The 15,281-nt window shown below is 62.9% G+C and carries 17 protein-coding genes and 1 pseudogene; 12 read left to right on the forward strand and 6 right to left on the reverse strand.

Annotated elements, in window-relative coordinates; all coding sequences use genetic code 11:
- Positions 1-30: 30 nt before the first annotated feature.
- On the forward strand, positions 31-381 hold the full coding sequence (locus tag OHB12_RS14510; RefSeq protein ID WP_327119809.1) for a hypothetical protein: 351 nt from the start codon (positions 31-33) through the stop codon (positions 379-381).
- A 194-nt stretch (positions 382-575) separates the two neighbouring features.
- Here the strand turns inward: OHB12_RS14510 and OHB12_RS14515 are convergent, their stop codons facing one another.
- A complete protein-coding gene (locus OHB12_RS14515) occupies positions 576-800 on the reverse strand; it encodes a hypothetical protein (RefSeq protein ID WP_327119811.1) in 225 nt (74 codons plus the stop codon).
- Between the two features lie 1,038 nt (positions 801-1,838).
- On the opposite strand from OHB12_RS14515, the gene OHB12_RS14520 reads away from it, so the two are divergent.
- From OHB12_RS14520 to OHB12_RS14535, 4 genes and pseudogenes are all read left to right on the forward strand, one after another.
- Positions 1,839-2,030: a YegP family protein gene (locus tag OHB12_RS14520; protein WP_327119813.1), complete on the forward strand. Its 192-nt coding sequence runs from the start codon at positions 1,839-1,841 to the stop codon at positions 2,028-2,030.
- Between the two features lie 477 nt (positions 2,031-2,507).
- Positions 2,508-2,672 carry a hypothetical protein gene (locus OHB12_RS14525; protein ID WP_327119815.1) on the forward strand — a complete coding sequence of 55 codons (165 nt, stop codon included), beginning with the start codon at positions 2,508-2,510 and terminating at the stop codon, positions 2,670-2,672.
- Positions 2,673-2,974: 302 nt separating this feature from the next.
- Positions 2,975-3,508: a hypothetical protein gene (locus OHB12_RS14530; protein ID WP_327119817.1), complete on the forward strand. Its 534-nt coding sequence runs from the start codon at positions 2,975-2,977 to the stop codon at positions 3,506-3,508.
- A gap of 304 nt (positions 3,509-3,812) precedes the next feature.
- A pseudogene (locus OHB12_RS14535) lies at positions 3,813-3,972 on the forward strand (IS256 family transposase); the annotation flags it as partial.
- 136 nt (positions 3,973-4,108) lie between these two features.
- Here the strand turns inward: OHB12_RS14535 and OHB12_RS14540 are convergent.
- Positions 4,109-4,513, reverse strand: a complete 405-nt coding sequence (locus tag OHB12_RS14540) for a DUF1003 domain-containing protein (protein ID WP_327119819.1) — start codon at positions 4,511-4,513, stop codon at positions 4,109-4,111.
- A 192-nt stretch (positions 4,514-4,705) separates the two neighbouring features.
- Positions 4,706-5,014 carry a hypothetical protein gene (locus tag OHB12_RS14545; RefSeq protein ID WP_327119821.1) on the reverse strand — a complete coding sequence of 103 codons (309 nt, stop codon included), beginning with the start codon at positions 5,012-5,014 and terminating at the stop codon, positions 4,706-4,708.
- 208 nt (positions 5,015-5,222) lie between these two features.
- Between OHB12_RS14545 and OHB12_RS14550 the strand changes: the two genes are divergently transcribed.
- Entirely contained in the window at positions 5,223-5,672 is a 450-nt protein-coding gene (locus OHB12_RS14550; protein ID WP_327119823.1) for a hypothetical protein, read from the forward strand.
- A 159-nt stretch (positions 5,673-5,831) separates the two neighbouring features.
- Positions 5,832-6,170, forward strand: coding sequence for a hypothetical protein (locus tag OHB12_RS14555; RefSeq protein WP_327119824.1), 339 nt, complete (start codon positions 5,832-5,834; stop codon positions 6,168-6,170).
- Positions 6,171-7,154: 984 nt separating this feature from the next.
- On the opposite strand, the gene OHB12_RS14560 is transcribed toward OHB12_RS14555, so the two are convergent.
- Positions 7,155-8,630: an alpha/beta hydrolase gene (locus OHB12_RS14560; RefSeq protein WP_327119825.1), complete on the reverse strand. Its 1,476-nt coding sequence runs from the start codon at positions 8,628-8,630 to the stop codon at positions 7,155-7,157.
- A 363-nt stretch (positions 8,631-8,993) separates the two neighbouring features.
- The gene (locus OHB12_RS14565) at positions 8,994-9,281 is read right to left on the reverse strand and encodes a hypothetical protein (protein WP_327119826.1); all 288 of its coding nucleotides are present in this window, start codon (positions 9,279-9,281) and stop codon (positions 8,994-8,996) included.
- Between the two features lie 244 nt (positions 9,282-9,525).
- Between OHB12_RS14565 and OHB12_RS14570 the strand changes: the two genes are divergently transcribed.
- Both OHB12_RS14570 and OHB12_RS14575 read left to right on the forward strand, forming a co-directional pair.
- Positions 9,526-9,882 (forward strand): hypothetical protein, encoded by a 357-nt coding sequence (locus OHB12_RS14570; protein WP_327119827.1) that lies wholly within the window; start codon positions 9,526-9,528, stop codon positions 9,880-9,882.
- On the forward strand, positions 9,879-10,484 hold the full coding sequence (locus OHB12_RS14575) for a nucleotidyl transferase AbiEii/AbiGii toxin family protein (RefSeq protein ID WP_327119829.1): 606 nt from the start codon (positions 9,879-9,881) through the stop codon (positions 10,482-10,484). Before OHB12_RS14570 ends, OHB12_RS14575 begins: the two co-directional genes overlap by 4 nt.
- Positions 10,485-11,307: 823 nt before the next feature.
- Here the strand turns inward: OHB12_RS14575 and OHB12_RS14580 are convergent.
- Positions 11,308-12,363: a hypothetical protein gene (locus OHB12_RS14580; protein WP_327119831.1), complete on the reverse strand. Its 1,056-nt coding sequence runs from the start codon at positions 12,361-12,363 to the stop codon at positions 11,308-11,310.
- A gap of 703 nt (positions 12,364-13,066) precedes the next feature.
- Here OHB12_RS14580 and OHB12_RS14585 point away from each other — a divergent pair.
- The 3 genes from OHB12_RS14585 to OHB12_RS14595 all read left to right on the forward strand — a co-directional run bounded on the left by OHB12_RS14585 (position 13,067) and on the right by OHB12_RS14595 (position 15,268).
- Positions 13,067-14,119: a D-cysteine desulfhydrase family protein gene (locus OHB12_RS14585; RefSeq protein WP_327119833.1), complete on the forward strand. Its 1,053-nt coding sequence runs from the start codon at positions 13,067-13,069 to the stop codon at positions 14,117-14,119.
- 310 nt (positions 14,120-14,429) lie between these two features.
- Complete coding sequence (locus OHB12_RS14590) at positions 14,430-14,666, forward strand: cupin domain-containing protein (RefSeq protein ID WP_327119835.1); 237 nt, start codon at positions 14,430-14,432, stop codon at positions 14,664-14,666.
- A 47-nt stretch (positions 14,667-14,713) separates the two neighbouring features.
- Positions 14,714-15,268: a TauD/TfdA family dioxygenase gene (locus OHB12_RS14595; RefSeq protein WP_327119837.1), complete on the forward strand. Its 555-nt coding sequence runs from the start codon at positions 14,714-14,716 to the stop codon at positions 15,266-15,268.
- Positions 15,269-15,281 lie beyond the last annotated feature (13 nt).

The raw sequence follows: 15,281 nt of genomic DNA on the forward strand, positions 1-15,281 counted from the left end.
TTCGGGGCCACTCACGGTAGAAGTGGGTCCATGTCTGACCAGCAGCCTTCCCCTCACCTGGCCCAGATGGCCGGTGCGCCCAAGGCGTACGCACCACCGCAAGCCCGGGGGGTCAGCGCGAGCTACCGGCGATGGGCCAGCATTCTCATCTGGCTCGCAATCATCATCGCAGTCCTCGTGGTGGTTGCGTTCGTGGCGAGCCTTGTCCTCCTTGCGCAGGCGGACGCGGACGATAGGAACGCTGCCTACGGTTACCTCGCCATCTTTCTCTGGTTCGGGATCGTCGCGGCGATCCCGGTCCTGCTCGCGGTCGCCATCCCCGGTTCGGTCATGAAGCGGCGCGTGCGGCAGCAGCGGCAGGCGGGGATCACACCTTCGTAAGGCGCCCCTTCGACTTACCGCTGGTACATGCAGGACATCGATGGTTTGGCGGTCCCGGGCGCACGGCCTCGGCCCGCATCACTGGCAGCGCACCGGATGCTGAGGACCACGCTGCCACCGGTTGGGTGCAGCGGATCGGCATCAACACCGAACCCGACGACTGGCCAACCACCTTTAACTGCGCGGGATTGCGGTTAGAGCCCCTGGGCTTGGTCGCGACGGGTCCTGGCCGCCCGGCGGCGGAGTTCGGCCCGGTCGAGCGCGTTGTAGATCGCGTCGTACCCCGCGATACCGAGCCCGACCACGCCCAGGATGCCGACGACCACCGCAACCGGGACAAAGCTCAGCACGATGCAGATCACCGACACAGCGATGAAACCCAGGCCGATCCAAAGGCTCCACCGACCGAGGGCGCTCATGCGGCGACCAGTTTTCCCGGCAGCGCGCCGGCCTCGAACGAACGGGCTACGAGCACCGGCGCGAGGATCAGGGCTACGGTCGAGCGGCGGGTACGCACGTGAATCACTCACTTCCTTGGTGGTGGCACTTCATCGATGAACGCCACGAGGGTCGGCAATGACGTGACACCGGCCGCACGTGCCGAGTCTACTTCTCCAATAGTCGTGCTCCGAACCAGTCGAAACGCGGGTGCCAGCCGTTGTTCCGCAGGACCGCGAACACCGGCACCTACTGGGGGACGCCCTGACGAGCCGAAGCCAGACCGATATTATCCAGCTCCCAGTCGCCGGTGCGCGGCCACACCACCCAGGCACACAGCTTGGTGCACTTCCGCACCTTGACCCGCGGCATCGGCGACCCGATCACAATCGACAACGCACGTTCGATCTCGCACTCGGCATGACGACACCGCACCATCCCGTGCGGCGGAGGTGCAGAAAGCACAAAGCCCGCCCGAAAGTGTGTGCCCTCAGGACCTTTCCCGGCCTCGGAGACGCTCGTTACCCTGACCTCAGGGTGCCCGCACTGTCGAAACCCATGTGGCGCAAGATTTCCGAATGGCACCGGTTGGGATGAAATCGCATGGCCCTGCAACCAAAACCGTTGGCGGCGGCGTGGACGACGACCCCGGCTCTCAATCCCGATTGTCAACGTGGCCGCGTCACACGGGCACGGCGCGGTTGACCGACGAGATCAGCATCCTGCCAAGAAGGACCGGACCAGGGTCGGTTCACTGCTTGGTCAAGGCGGGTGTGGTCGGGCGATCCGAGACTCGTAGAACGAGTGGTGCTGTCGACGCCGTCCAGACGTCGGTGCGCGACTGGTCAGCGGCATTTTCGTGCCGGCCAACCCATTACTGCCGACCAGGGTGCGACGGCGCAGCTTGCTGATTGCTGTTTGATAACCAGATGTCACTTTCGTTAGTTGGGGCCGTCGTTGATCACCTAGCGTCGGATGGTCAGGTGTTATCCAGGTCAACAAGAGCTGAGGTAACTGGGATGGCTGCGAAGTTCGAGATCTACAAGGACAAGTCCGACAAGTACCGGTTCCGGCTCAAGGCCGCCAACGGCGAAGTCATTGCAGTCGGCGAAGCATATGAGTCCAAGGCTGCGTGCAAGAACGGCATCGAGTCGATCAAGAAGAACGCTCCAGCCGCCGATATTGTCGACCAGACACTGGCCGGGGTCTAGCGAGTTCGATCCGCGAGCTCGGTCCGGCCACTTGGCGTCGGACCGAGCGAGCGCACGCCCAGCGGCATAGCGGATGTTCGCGCCTGGCGTGGATACGGTCACCCGCGCGAGCACGGTCGTTGCCCGGTCACGTCACCTTCGCTCGATGCGAGACCGAAGCGGTTGGCCGAGATTCCCAGACATGTTGTGCGAGTGTCGAATACGATGGTCATGTCGAGTTTTACCCATTCCCACCTGGGTCACCATGGATATAGGGTTCGCGTCTGATCTGCCGTGCGCAGCGTTCGGCGGCGGCGGTTCGGACGGTCCTGCCGATATCTGTGCCGCTGTCGGGGCGGGCGTGAGAGTTGCCTGCGAGAGGGATCGGCGGGACGCCGTTCGAAAATCGCATTGCCGAGCGTGGTGGATAGGTCGGAGTCCGGTGTGCGGACCCGGCCTTTCGCCTTCGCACTCGCTCCCCCACAGAGGAACGGATTTGTGAGCAACGAACCGATTCAAGACATCGCGGAAGTGAGTCAATTCGAAGCGTCGCAGGACCCGGAGACCTCGAGCCTCCAAGAGGATATTCGTAACGGCACGTGGCTGGAAAAAAGTGGTGGGGATTTCACATACATTTCAACCATGCGTGTATCCAAGCTTTGATCTCATTGGGGGGAGACAAGATCGTCGATCTCATTGCCGAATTCGTTTCGAATGTTTTCCCGCCCCCCTTGACAATTTGGCCGGGTTTCTCGTCCAAATTAGGTGGGATGTAATGAAGAGGATTGATCAGTCTACCGGAAACGGCGTCAGGCTCACTTCTCCGTGGCCGGCTCCCGGTATGCTCATTCCCGCCGGGCGGGGTGTGGCGAAGGACCTCCTCTATTGGAAAGTCTATGGCGACCCTCAGGAGACCGTTGCTTTCCATGACGATGCAGCCGAGAACTTTGTTTATGATGCGGCCGGTGGAGTGGGGTGATCATCAAAAGTTCCCCGGAAACCGCAGTGCCACGGGAGCGGGCCTGGCGGTTTACCAGGGCGCTCTCTACTGCGCGCATCGTGGCTCCCCCGATGAGTATTTGTGGTACAGCGCATACGACGGCGAGAAAAGTTGGAAAGAGGGAGTGAGCTTCCCCGGCAGCACAAAAAGAAACGCCAACCCGGCCATCGCGGTCTACAATGACCGCCTCCGTTGCGTGTTCCGTGGAACGGACAACGCTGTGTATCACAAAATACTGAATGATTCCCCCTGGGGAGATCACGCCAAGGTCGGGAGTCCCGCCGGGGACGGACCCGCCCTGGCCGTCTACAAGAATCACCTCCATTGCGTTTTTCGGGGCAGAGACGATAAGAAACTGTTCCACAATTTCTACAATGGTTCGTCCTGGAACGGACACGCCAACCTAGGGACAACCGCAGACGGGCAGCCGGGTCTGGCCGTCTACCACGATAAGCACACCGACCTCGAGCAACTCTTCCTGGTATTTCGAGGCGCCTAGAACCATCCTGGCGAATAGCCGGAAAAAGGTTGGATAGCAAGACATATCGGCACGCCGTGATCATGCTTGGCCCGGCGGCGGGAAATATGCTGTCGACGCTGAGCCTGCGACCGCTCTGCTACACCCATAACGCCAGCCGCGGCGTCCTGACCTGGCTAGCAGCCGATGGCCACGACCCCACTGAACCGGCAGTTGAGGACCTTCATCGTCTGGCTGACTCACCCCACGGGCGGGTCAGCCAGACCCACGCTCATCGCCATTTCCGGACGTTGCCGACGACCGACTGTCGCCGAGCGGTCATGCCGCGATCGAGGCACGCGGGCACTTCCCGACCGACCAAGCCCTGAATGCCTCTACCTGGTCACACCCGATCACTCGACCCTACCGGCGCGGGTCGGGCACGATGGACCATGCGCTGGAAACCCGCGGTCAACGCATTCGCGATCACCTTCGTCGACCGCTGACCCAACGCCCAAACGTACTGATGGAAACCGCCGGAAACACCGTTAGCGAGATAGACCCACTCCGGCCACAAATCGCGCGTTCGGGGCCCACTCGTCTGAGGCTGTTCGACGCTGGGGGGGACGCGACGCGACCAGGCTACTTCGCGTCCGGCGCGTCGAGGAGTCGCCGGTGCAGTTCGGTGGTCATCGCATGGATGGCTCTGGTCAGCTCGGTGTTCGTCTTCAGCTCGAGTTCCTGCTCCGCGAAGTCGTGATCGGCCTTGATTCGCTGGAACTGGGCCTGCCGATTCTGACCGATCATCACGAAGGTGGACAGGAAGATCGCCTCCAGTGAGACGACCAGGGTGAGCGTCGGCCATGGACTTTGTTCAAACCACAGCATCCAGGCCGCGAAGCTCACCGCGTGGATGTAGACGAACTGCATCGACCCGGCGAACTTCGTGATGGCGTCGGCGACCCTGAGTTGCAGACTGGCCGCACGCATCGCCTCCTGCTTCAGGACGGCGGGATGCTGCTGTGTCATCTTCGGCGGCTGAAGCATGTTCAGTCCACTCCTCGGTCGATCGGCGGAACGCAGTGGTGCGCCGATGCTAACGCGTTCCACATGGTCCGAACCGGCGTCAGCCGCACGCGAACGAACCGAGCACCGAGGTAGGGCGTGGGGCCGACTTCTAGGCACGAAGATCTGGATCGGCAGCGACCGTGTCACGATCATCTCCGGAACCGTTGGTTGTCACCTGCCCAAAGACAAGTTCAGCTCGTCGATCCCCGCAACTCGGTGACTGATGTACCCCGGGTCCGCGGACCAGCGACCAACTGGATGATGGCTCGGTAGTAGTCGTTGGCCTAATACCAACGCCTCCTCCACCGCCCCGCCGACGGCGGCGGCACCGCCGTCCTCCTCACCGCCCCACTCCTCACCCACACGAAACCCACCAAAGTCCTCCAATGGCACGACATCTCCAACGACGGCCGCTACACCGATCCGCACCCACCACATCACCATCCGCCCCACCCCCACCGACCTGACCACCCACTTCACCACCTGGATCGACCAAGCCCTCCAACACCTCGAAGACGCCCGCCCAGACTCCTGGTAGCGGCGAATTGATTCGGGTGGTGTGCACCGGCTGACCTGATCCGTGGGTTCGGTCCGGACCCACGGGGTCAGGTCAGTGCCCTTTGCGGGCATCTCGGTCGTCGGCAGGAAGTCGATGGACCTCCCGTCGTGGTCGCGAAAGAATGCGTCCATGAGCAACGAGGTGAGAGGCGCCGTGGTGGCCGGGCTGATCGAGCTTGCGGGAAGCCCCGACTACCGAGACAGGGCGGACGCAGGTCGCTGCCTGGCCAGCTTCGCCGAGATGCCCGAGACCAGGGGAGCGCTGTTGGGCCTCGTGCTTGACACCTGCGACACATTCGTTACCCGCGCGACGGCGGAGGCATTGCTCCGGCGTCAGGACATGGTCGGGTTCGCAGCGGTCGCCTCAGGGCTCGCTGCAGCCGACCCGAACCACGCCGACTGGATCCACACAGCGGTGCTCGACGTATTCGGGGTGTCCTCCCGTGACCGGGACGCCGCTGCGCGAGAGTGCGAGATATTGACCGGGGCCCCTGATGAGCAGGCGAGTCGTGGAGCGAGCCTGCTGATCGCCATGCTGGCTGAGATCAACCCGATTCTCCGCCCAGCGCAGGACGACTAAGCCGCGGATGGACCCACTGCGAGACCGGCAGCGCAGTCGGCGACCTCCGCCGCTCGTTGGGGTAGGGGGCGGGAGCCGTCGGCACGGACGTCCAGTTAGCGGCCTACACCTATCGAGCTTGAAAATGTGGACAGGTTGCAGGGGATGTTGCCGGGGTAATTGACGCACGGCGGTGGTGCATCAACCGCGGTTGCCGAGTCGGTCACCGCCGGGGTCAATGGCAAACCCTCCGCCGCGGCGGGTGCGGTCATCACCAGTGGCGCCGCAATTAGTCCGACAGTGGAGACCCAGAATTTCAAGCCGGGTTTCGTCATCGAATACCTTTCAGCCGTGTTCGAGTTGACACGAGTGCTTCATCTTAGATGCGGTGAACAGACCGTGACAGCCCTTCCGATCGACAAGCTGCGCGCAGCCGTCCATCAGGCCTGCTCATACCTGAATTTCGGTGCAATATCCGGCGTTCCAAGCGATTTCGGCACGCTTACGATCGCTCCGTAGCGCCGAAGTGTTGACCTGGTCGCCCGATCGCTATGTCGATACGGTCCACATCATCCGGCAGCGGCACATTTTGGCCCTTGGTCAGCATCGGAGACGTCACAGCACTCACCCTTCCAGTGTTTCGGCACGCACAGTCAGAGGAATCCGGGCAGCCGGTCTGAGACCTGACCTCATCGCACCGACACCGCACATCGAGCGGCGACGCAGTGGTATTCGGGCGGGACAACACCCCTGTTACACGACTCATACACGTGCCGCGTTCGTACGCAACGCTTTTCGGGATCCATTAGCGGGTCGGGCCGAGTACCTGCGTCTGCACGCCTCGATCTGCAACCCCCTGCAACCTGTCCAGCGGAGATCGAGTTCTGATCGTCAGCTCCGCGGACCATTCTCCGCTTGCCGCACCCGATGCCATAGGTTGTATTCCCCCGATCGAATCATCGTCCAGACCTCTGGTTGTTGAAGTCCGACTACATCGGCAGCGCTGCGCATCATCGCCCGGAGGCTCAGACTCGATGATCTGGCCATCGGTGGCGGCGGAGCCGCAGCTCCGACGTTCGGTCAGTGCGTCCCGCTGGCCCATCCGGCGCTTCCGAAATCGTCGACAATTCCAAAGAGCTACTGGCACATCATCGAACACGTCTGGGCAGACAAGACTTTCGACGACGTCGACCACGTACGGAAGGCCGACACCAACGCTGGTCTGCGGAGGCCCTGGAAGTCGAACACCGGTGGTTCATTACTCCAGCCAGCTCTTGCGCTGGTAGTAGCGGTCCATGCAACTCGGTGACTGATGTACCCCGGGTTCCGCAGACCAGCGACCAACTGGATGATGGCTCGGTAGTGTCGGCGTTCACGGAAATCCCCAGGTTGATCCGGTTTTCGTGCACGTAATTCACACGACACACGGGTGCGCGGCTCCAATGCGGGCCGATTATCTGGGTCGGTGTTGTAGGCGGTCAGTGAGTGCGGTTTGCGCTGTTACTACTGGGACCTGTGGTAGTGATTGTCCTGGATGCCTGTCCGGTCCTCTTCGGGGTCGTCGTCCGGCCATAGTGGGATCACCTCCTTGTGCTCGGCCAGCATGTTGTCCGGGCCCAATCGATCGGCGTTCCCGGACGCGATAAGGGCTGCGGCATACAGTGATTCGCTGCCGGCGGTGAAGTAGTGCAGATGGGCCTGCCCGCTGTAGTCGATCGGCGACGAGTAGCTCTCCGGCGCTTCCGCCTTGATGCGGGTGGCACCGAACTCCGGTCCGATGGGATCGGGACCGCCCAACCAGGCATGGCCCGCGTAAGCGTTCAGGTCGTTGGATGCTTTACCGACGTACACTTGTCCGCGGTCCAGGTGGAAGTCGGCCGCGCTGCGCGCCTCGTCGGTGCTGACAGGTCCGAGCAGTACCACGTCGTTGGCATGCAGTTGACTCGCGGCCGCCGCATCGGCGGCGACTATGGCCCCGGCGGAGTATCCCACCACGGTCAGGTGCGACGGACCCTGATGCGTCGCCCACAGCCCGTCGACGTCCTCGGCCAGCAGGTTTCCGCCCTTGCGCTCAGCGGTGGGATCGCCGCTCAGCACGGCTGTGATCCCGTCGGTCGGCGAGTCGTATCCCATCCAGGCGACGACCGCGGTCGGATGATCCGGGTCGGCTCTATTGGATTCGACATACAGATTCTGCGCTTGTTCGCCTTGGACAGCGAACCAACCCTTGTCGGATCCGTCGCTGGCTCGCACGCTCTGACTCGCTCCCGGCACGACGACCGCAGTGTTGGGTGCGGTGTCCGGATCGCCGATACTGATCGCGGCCCTGCCCTTTCCCCCGAACGCGAGCGGCTGGTACACGTACAGATAGGTTGGATACGGGGAGGGCGGATGCCGCCCGGGATCGGCCTTGTTCGGACCGCTGTAGGCCTTCAGGCCGGCTCGGACGTTGATCGCATTGTGGTAGCGCGTAATGTCGTCGGCTGTCAGGCCGTATTTCTTCGGGTCTTTCTCGATCGCATCGACCGACATGCCCTTGGCTTTCGCCATGTCCTCGACCCGGCGGATGTCGGCGTTCATGACGCGCTCGTTCGCAGCGCTGCGGACGGCTACCGGAATACCGTTGAGGTTACCGATCCGTGCGGGGTCCTCGGCCAGAATTTCTTGTTGTTCGGTAGAAGTGAGCGAATTCCACCACTTGTTGACTCTTACCGCGTCCTCCGCTGTTCCAGTACGAGGCGGCTTTTCATACTCCTTCTCTTCGTCGCCATGCAGGCTGAGGAGGACGCCCCCTGTCACCGCTACACCGCCGATTTTCAGAGCTGCTCGGGTATCGGCCGCGTGCAGACGACCGGCAGCAGTCCGCAGCCCGGCACCGGTAGACCGGTATCCCTTCGAGACCGTCGAAGCCGTCCTCTGGAGCGCGGCTTCGATGGCTTGGGCGGCGGCCCGGACGCTGCCGGAAATCGGTTGTCTCATCTACGCAGGGGTTCGGGATCCTGGTCAGAATTCGTATCGCATTGCCTACCGAGCCTCATATGGATAGGGCTCCTCGAAACCCAAGCTACTGCCTCCGCCACCCTTGGTGTCCCCAGCCAGAAGAATACTTGGCGCACCGACGCACCCCCGCCGACCAGCTACGACCACTACTCGAGATCCAGGCATGCAGCTCGTTGTCGATATCGCCGTGCGAGAGCAGCATTCGCGAGGCGGCATTTCAGCGCGTTCGGGTTCGGCAGCCGTGACCACTCGTGGCCGAGTCGCTCAGGCTCGCGGCAGGACGCCTGTCGATCACCGCTGTTGGGTCGACCACGCTGCCGGAGCGGCCTGGTAGACCTCGAATCACCTGTGCAACTCATCGAACCGGTTCCCGAGCACCGCATAGGTTTCCAGCCATCCACTGCTGGCCGCGATCTCACACAGCGGCCCGGTCGGCACGAACAAGAATCGAAGATCAGGCAACCGGCTCACATCTCCCTGCCGGATACGCCCGGCATGCTCGGTCAGATCATCCACGAGTTCGCGCTCATCCGAGTACCGAGATTGCCAGGTCAGATCCTGCGGCACGTGCTGCACGATCGCCAACACCTGATCGAGGACGTCGAGCATTTCCGCCGCGGCCGACTTCATTCCCCCAGCATGGCACGCCAGGACCGAACACCCCCGCGGTCATCGAATACGTTGCCTGGCCAGTCCCGCACGGGATTCGAACCACACCGATTCCAACGCTGTCCTCGGATACGGCAGCAGGTAACGCTACCGGGTGCGTGGCGTCGTCTCGCGGCGCAGATCTCTGGGGGGGGCGGCAGCAGCGTGTCGCGATCGCCCGCGCCTTGGCCGCGGACACCTCACTGCTTCGCCGTGGGCCGAGGGTGTGCCCGGCACCGACGAGGCCGCCATCGTTTTGGGATCGCGGTATTACTTCGAACACCACATCAAGCTGTTGCTGCCCGCCGGCACAGAGCCGGAAGATTTGGCCCCGGCGGTCGTCAGGCACCGGGCGCACGCATCCGTGAATGCGCGGCGGGCTCGGCCGGACGGCCGGACCGAGCGGTTCGTCACCCAGCGCTGCCGGGCGGTGGGTGACCAGACCGCCGAGGCCCGGCTGGCGGATCTGCTGGCGGTGCTGGCGGACTACCGGATCCTGTCCGTCGAGCGGGAATTCGTGGTGTACGACACGAACGAATCGGCCGACGAGGGCTGGATCATCGAGCCGGCGGTGGCGCCGTGACTGCTCACCTTCCCTGGTACTTCACCGAGCCCGAGGACGGCGCCTGCTGGTTGACCGCCCGGCGGGAGGCAATCGATCATGTACTCGCCGCGATCGCGCAGTCGCCGTGGTCGCCGCGTCTGGTCCTGCGCGGCAGTGCACTGGCCAAGGCGTGGTTCGGCGTGTGGGCGCGGGAGCCCGGCGACCTGGACTTCGTAGTACACCACCAGCTGTGGCGACTCGACGAGCCGTCGGTGGACGAGATGCTCACCGATATCGTGGCAGATGCCGTGGCAATGTCGCGCCGACCGGGTAGCACGGTCATCATCGACCGGAAACTGTGCAGTCGGCCGGGTCTGGGCGTTCTCCGCCTCGGTCAACTCCATCCCTGCTCGCGCGCACTACCAACGCCGACGAGCCCACGACGACCGCAGCGCTACGGCACCTGTTCAACAAGATGCTCGGCCAGCTCCACCACTGCCTCCGAACTCATCAGCCTTTCGATTCGGACAAGGCATACAAGACCGAACTGTCCACCACCCAGCCGCTTTCTTCGATATTCATCGGCGATAAGCATCCTCCGCGCGGGCAGCACCTGGTTGACGGGCGCTCAGACGTCCTGAGTGCCAGAACCAGCCGACAGTTGCTGAGCGAGCTGCGCGCCGCGGCCGCCTGCGACTGGCGACGCCGACCTCGAGCACACGCCCGGCAACTCCGCCCAGCGGAAACGATTACAAAACAACGCAATACAACTGTCATGCTGAGAGTTCACCGGCCGGTTTTCGGCGAACGAGAGGTGGTGAGGCATAGGAAATCCACTGGCGAAGCCGCTTTCGATCAGCACCGACGATGCGTGCCCGCAGCGCTGACCCGCTACAAGTAGTTGGTAAGAAGTTGATAAGCATTGGGGGCACGTTGTAGGAATGGGTAAGCCGTGGAAGCCGTTTCGAGTCGACTCAGGCAACATGTCACGGCAGCGATCGTCGAGTTGGACACCCTTCTGGTCCAGGTGGCGGACCATCTTTGCTCACGGTCTGATGCTCACATATTTTCTGATGCTCCCGTTCGGTATGGCCAGCGATGGCTGCGGTGACGATGACCCCGGATACCTGTGTAATGGGGGTGATTCGTTGTTCGCCTTGCTTCCGCCGATCGGCTTCGTGTCAGCACTGGGGAGCTCGGTGCCGGCGGCGGCCGTTCTATCGAGACTGCGGATGCAGCCGGATGGTCGCCGGCTATCGCCGGTATGGGGACTCGCCGTAGGCGTATTGATGTGGTGGCTTGTTCCATTCACTGTGTGGCACGCCGCAATCGCCGTGTACCACGGCCCATAATCCGGCACCGCCCGATTACTCCTCACTCCAGCCCGAGCCCGCTCCCGGGACAAAATGTTGGACCCGAAGTCATTTCGATTCACCGGGGCACCGAGCTACCAGAGCTGTTGTGTCAACTGGCGAGCGCAATTACCACCGTCGCGACGAGCGCCGCGATCGCGAGTACGACGGCTGTGGTCTGGAGGATGTTGTTCCTGGCGGCGAGCGCACTGGACCGCTGGGCTGCATTGATCGACTCCCGCAATTCGATGGCTTCGCTGGTCGAGAGCCAGTCCTCCACCATTCGCACGGATGTGTCGATGCCCAGTTCCCACCGCAACCGCTCGGCAAGTGTGCGGGTGAAGCCCTGATCGATCAGGGTGTGCTGGTCCAGCGCCAATTGGGCCGTCATCAGATTGAGGCGCAAGACAAGCACGTCCTGCGCGATGCGCTCGGACGACCTGCTGCCGAGTTGATCAACGGACAGCCGAGACCGGGTTGTCATCAGTAACTGCCGAAGGTGAGCGCGACAGGACAAGTAGTGCTGGACAAGCAGAACCAGGTCTTCGAAGTACATGTGAAGGCTATCGTCGGCAGACCAGATTCGCTCACACACGATCACCGACGACTTCCGGCCCACGAGGAACAATTCGTCCTTCCGGTAGCCCATGGCCTGGGATTCGACCGATTCGCGATGACGGTCACCGTAGCTCGTGAACCACGGTGTCTCATTGAAGATCCCGGCAAGTTCCGGCGACGTCAAGACGATGTCGAGAGATACCTTTCGCCCTCGTGGGTCTTTGAAGTGACGAACCGCGATCAGCGTGTAGTCGAACATCGATGAATCCAGGGATTCGGGTTCGATCGAGTCGGCTTGCACGGGTGCTGCGCTCGGACCGTCGAGAAGTGCTGACACTGCCCGTGTGTCGGGGAACAGATCGAGCACGGTTTCCCGGAAACGACTCCTCGCTGATTCACGGTGCGAGCCCAACGTTTCGATCAACTCACCAGCGGAGCGATGCCCATCGAGGCGTGACTCGTAGGTACAAGAGATTGTGCCGTCTGTCGCCAACCGCACAGACTCCGCGCCGTCCTCCTTCAGCAGTCCTGCCTGCCCCCGCTGGAACTCTCGGCCCCAGATCACCTTTCCTCGCAGCCTTCGGATTTCTGCGTTTCGCTCTTCGATCACCTCCGATTCGTTTCGCCAGATACCGGGTGGTTGACGAACGCGCCACCTGTTCAGATCTGGTGGGCGGTCCCGGTGCGGCGCCACCTGGGCGCGGTCGTCATCGACAATCAGATCGGCGAGATCCATTGCGCAAGTGATCGATACGAGCACTTCACCAGGCGACAGTCGCATCGGACGCCGCGGGATTCCGCCACGAGGTGTTCTCACGCTCCCAGTGTGAACGACACGAGATCCAGTAACGCTCACGCATCGACTGCGACAGTGCGTTCCGACGCCCTTCTCCGAGGAAGATCGCGGTAGTACGGGAGTCTCGAGTCGGGTTCGACGCGGCGCATTTCACCGAGGAGTACAGGGCTCAGGCGGGCGGCATCAATTCTCATGTCCACCGAACCGGGAACGGTCCACTCGGCGCTGCCGCAGGCGCGTTCGGGGGATACTCGGCGGTGGCCCGGGAAGTATCGGGACAGCCAGCTCGGTGCGGATGAGCTCGGGGAAGTGGCCGTCGGGTGCGGGTCCTATGTGCCAAGCTGGGAGGATGAAGCTCGAGGGCATCGTGCTGGGGCGGGTGGGACTTCCTCTGCGCAACCCTTTTCGGACCTCGCTCGGCGTCCAATCGCGGCGCCGCATCCTGCTGCGTGTGGTTACCTCGGACGCCGAGCAATAAGGAGAGCAGTACTTTCCCGCTGATGACAAGGAGGCACCGATGGCCGAGATCCCGGTCGATCTAGCCCGTTTCGACAGGGTTCCTCTGGGCAATTGGCCGACACCTCTGGAAGACTGCCCACGTCTGTCGAAGGCGCTCGGCGGGCCGCGCATTCTTGTCAAGCGGGATGACGTCAACGGGCTCGGGGTCGGCGGGAACAAGCTGCGCAAGCTCGAGTTCCTGCTAGGTGCGGCGCTCGCCGATGGCGCCGACACGATCGTGACCTTCGGCGGAGTGCAGACCAATCACGGCCGACAGACCGCGGCCGCGTGTGCCCGTCTCGGGCTGCGGTGCGAGCTGGTTCTGACCAGGCAGGTGACCCGGTTGCCCGGGTCACGTTCGCTCACGGCGCCTCGGGACGGCGAGGCGTACGAGCGGTCCGGCAACGTCGCGCTCGACCTGCTCTTCGGTGCGCGGGTGCACGTCTGCGACGATGGCGCGCATGCTGAGGCGACCTATCAGCGGATCGTCGAAGAATTGTCGAGCGCGGGTCGCAAGGTCGTCCCGCTTCCGATTGGAGGATCCGATGGTGTTGGCGTACTCGGCTATCTTGCCGCCGCCATCGAGCTGAGGGACCAGCTTGCGAAGGTAGCGAAGACAAACCGGATCGTGTGCGCGATCGGCAGTGCTGGTACCGCGGCCGGCCTCGCGCTCGGCACAGCGCTGCTGGACTGGCCGGTGATCGTCGACGCGGCGTCCGTGTCGAACACCGTGCCGGAGTGCTCGGCCGACATCGAACGACTCGTCAGCGATGCAGCCGCACTGCTCGGCGTTCGGGCTCCGAGACTGGACCACGTCCGGGTGACCGACCGCGCGCTCGGCGACGGCTACGGATTGCCCACGCCTGTGGTGTGGGACGCGATCCGGCTGTTCGGCCGCACCGAGGGAATCACTCTGGACCCGGTCTACACCGGTAAGGCCGCCGCGGCCCTCATCGACGCGGTACGCACCGGCGACATCCCGGCCACTGAAACGGTGGTGTTCGTCCACACGGGAGGTCTCCCCGGTCTGTTCGGCTATGCGCCCGAGCTGATCGAGGAGGCCCAAGGCTGAACCTCGAGTCGACCCGCACGGACCGTGCCGAAATCAGCGCCGACGCTCAGCTCACCCCGCGGGCCTCGCGAAAATTTTACGGTCGACAGCGATGATTCTGCGATCAAACAACTTGTGCTCGTTGGCAATTGACTACCATCGGTGAATCGATCAAAATCGCTATATGACTGGTGAGTCACCACTTCGAGCCGTCGTTGCCCGGAAGAATCTCATCGATCAGAGTCCCCATCGTCGATTTGTCGAAGACTACGTGTTTCCCTGGCCAGAGGCTGGACTTGTTCCGGAGTCCGGGCTTCTCCCGTTCGGTGCGATGACTTGTTGCATCTCGGCGGGTGAGCAATGCGACCCGGACATACATGACCAAGACGAGATCGCGTTCATCTACCGCGGATTCGGTGAGGTCGTCGTGGGCCAGTGTGTTTCGCCGGTGCGCCAGGGAGACGTCGTCTTCATTCCGCGCAACGTCGACCACATCTTCAGCAACACCAATCCCGAGGGGGATCTGGCTTTCTTTTCGGTGTGGTGGCCCCTGACGGAACCGGACTGACCGCGATGAACATGCCAGGGGGCGCACCCGCGGTTGCGGAATATACGTTGTCCGCCAGCGATATCGAACACCTGAACAAGCTCACAATCTCACTGAGCGAACTCGCCGAGCACATCGACGACGGAGAGTTTCTGGCCCACGTGGCGGTGCGGGCGAACGCGTTGCCGCACGACCTGCGGCTCTTCATGGAGGACTTCCGAGTAAGCGGCCGATCACCTGCTTGTCTGGTGCGCGGCTATCCGATCGATGAGGCGCGGATCGGCCCATCACCGACGGTCTGCAATCGCCGGCGCTTCGGCAGCCCAGCAGATCCCTACTTGAGGTTCGACCAGGATTATGTCGACTGGCCGGACGATGTCGACGGGATCAGCGAGGCGGTCGAGGCGCTGCGGCGGGTGATCGACGAAAGCCTGATCCACCTACCGCTGCGATCGGGTGACTTCCTGGTGCTGGACAACCGACGCGCGGTGCACGGCAGGTCGTCGTTCACGCCCACCTATCGAGGAACCGACCGCTGGCTCAAGCGGCTCAACATCACCCGAAACCTCGAGCGCTCTCGGCACCTTCGCCGGTCCGCACTGGATCGAGTGATCTACGTCTGACGGACCTGGTCTC

It is taken from the genome of Nocardia sp. NBC_01730 (assembly GCF_035920445.1).
Classification (GTDB): Bacteria; Actinomycetota; Actinomycetes; order Mycobacteriales; family Mycobacteriaceae; genus Nocardia.

Excerpts from the sequence above, each read along its gene's own strand:
- OHB12_RS14510 (WP_327119809.1), top strand. The coding sequence starts at position 31 with ATGTCTGACCAGCAGCCTTCCCCTCACCTGGCCCAGATGGCCGGTGCG.
- OHB12_RS14515 (WP_327119811.1), bottom strand. The coding sequence starts at position 800 with ATGAGCGCCCTCGGTCGGTGGAGCCTTTGGATCGGCCTGGGTTTCATC.
- OHB12_RS14520 (WP_327119813.1), top strand. The coding sequence starts at position 1,839 with ATGGCTGCGAAGTTCGAGATCTACAAGGACAAGTCCGACAAGTACCGG.
- OHB12_RS14540 (WP_327119819.1), bottom strand. The coding sequence starts at position 4,513 with ATGCTTCAGCCGCCGAAGATGACACAGCAGCATCCCGCCGTCCTGAAG.
- OHB12_RS14550 (WP_327119823.1), top strand. The coding sequence starts at position 5,223 with ATGAGCAACGAGGTGAGAGGCGCCGTGGTGGCCGGGCTGATCGAGCTT.
- OHB12_RS14560 (WP_327119825.1), bottom strand. The coding sequence starts at position 8,630 with ATGAGACAACCGATTTCCGGCAGCGTCCGGGCCGCCGCCCAAGCCATC.
- OHB12_RS14565 (WP_327119826.1), bottom strand. The coding sequence starts at position 9,281 with ATGAAGTCGGCCGCGGCGGAAATGCTCGACGTCCTCGATCAGGTGTTG.
- OHB12_RS14585 (WP_327119833.1), top strand. The coding sequence starts at position 13,067 with ATGGCCGAGATCCCGGTCGATCTAGCCCGTTTCGACAGGGTTCCTCTG.
- OHB12_RS14590 (WP_327119835.1), top strand. The coding sequence starts at position 14,430 with ATGACTTGTTGCATCTCGGCGGGTGAGCAATGCGACCCGGACATACAT.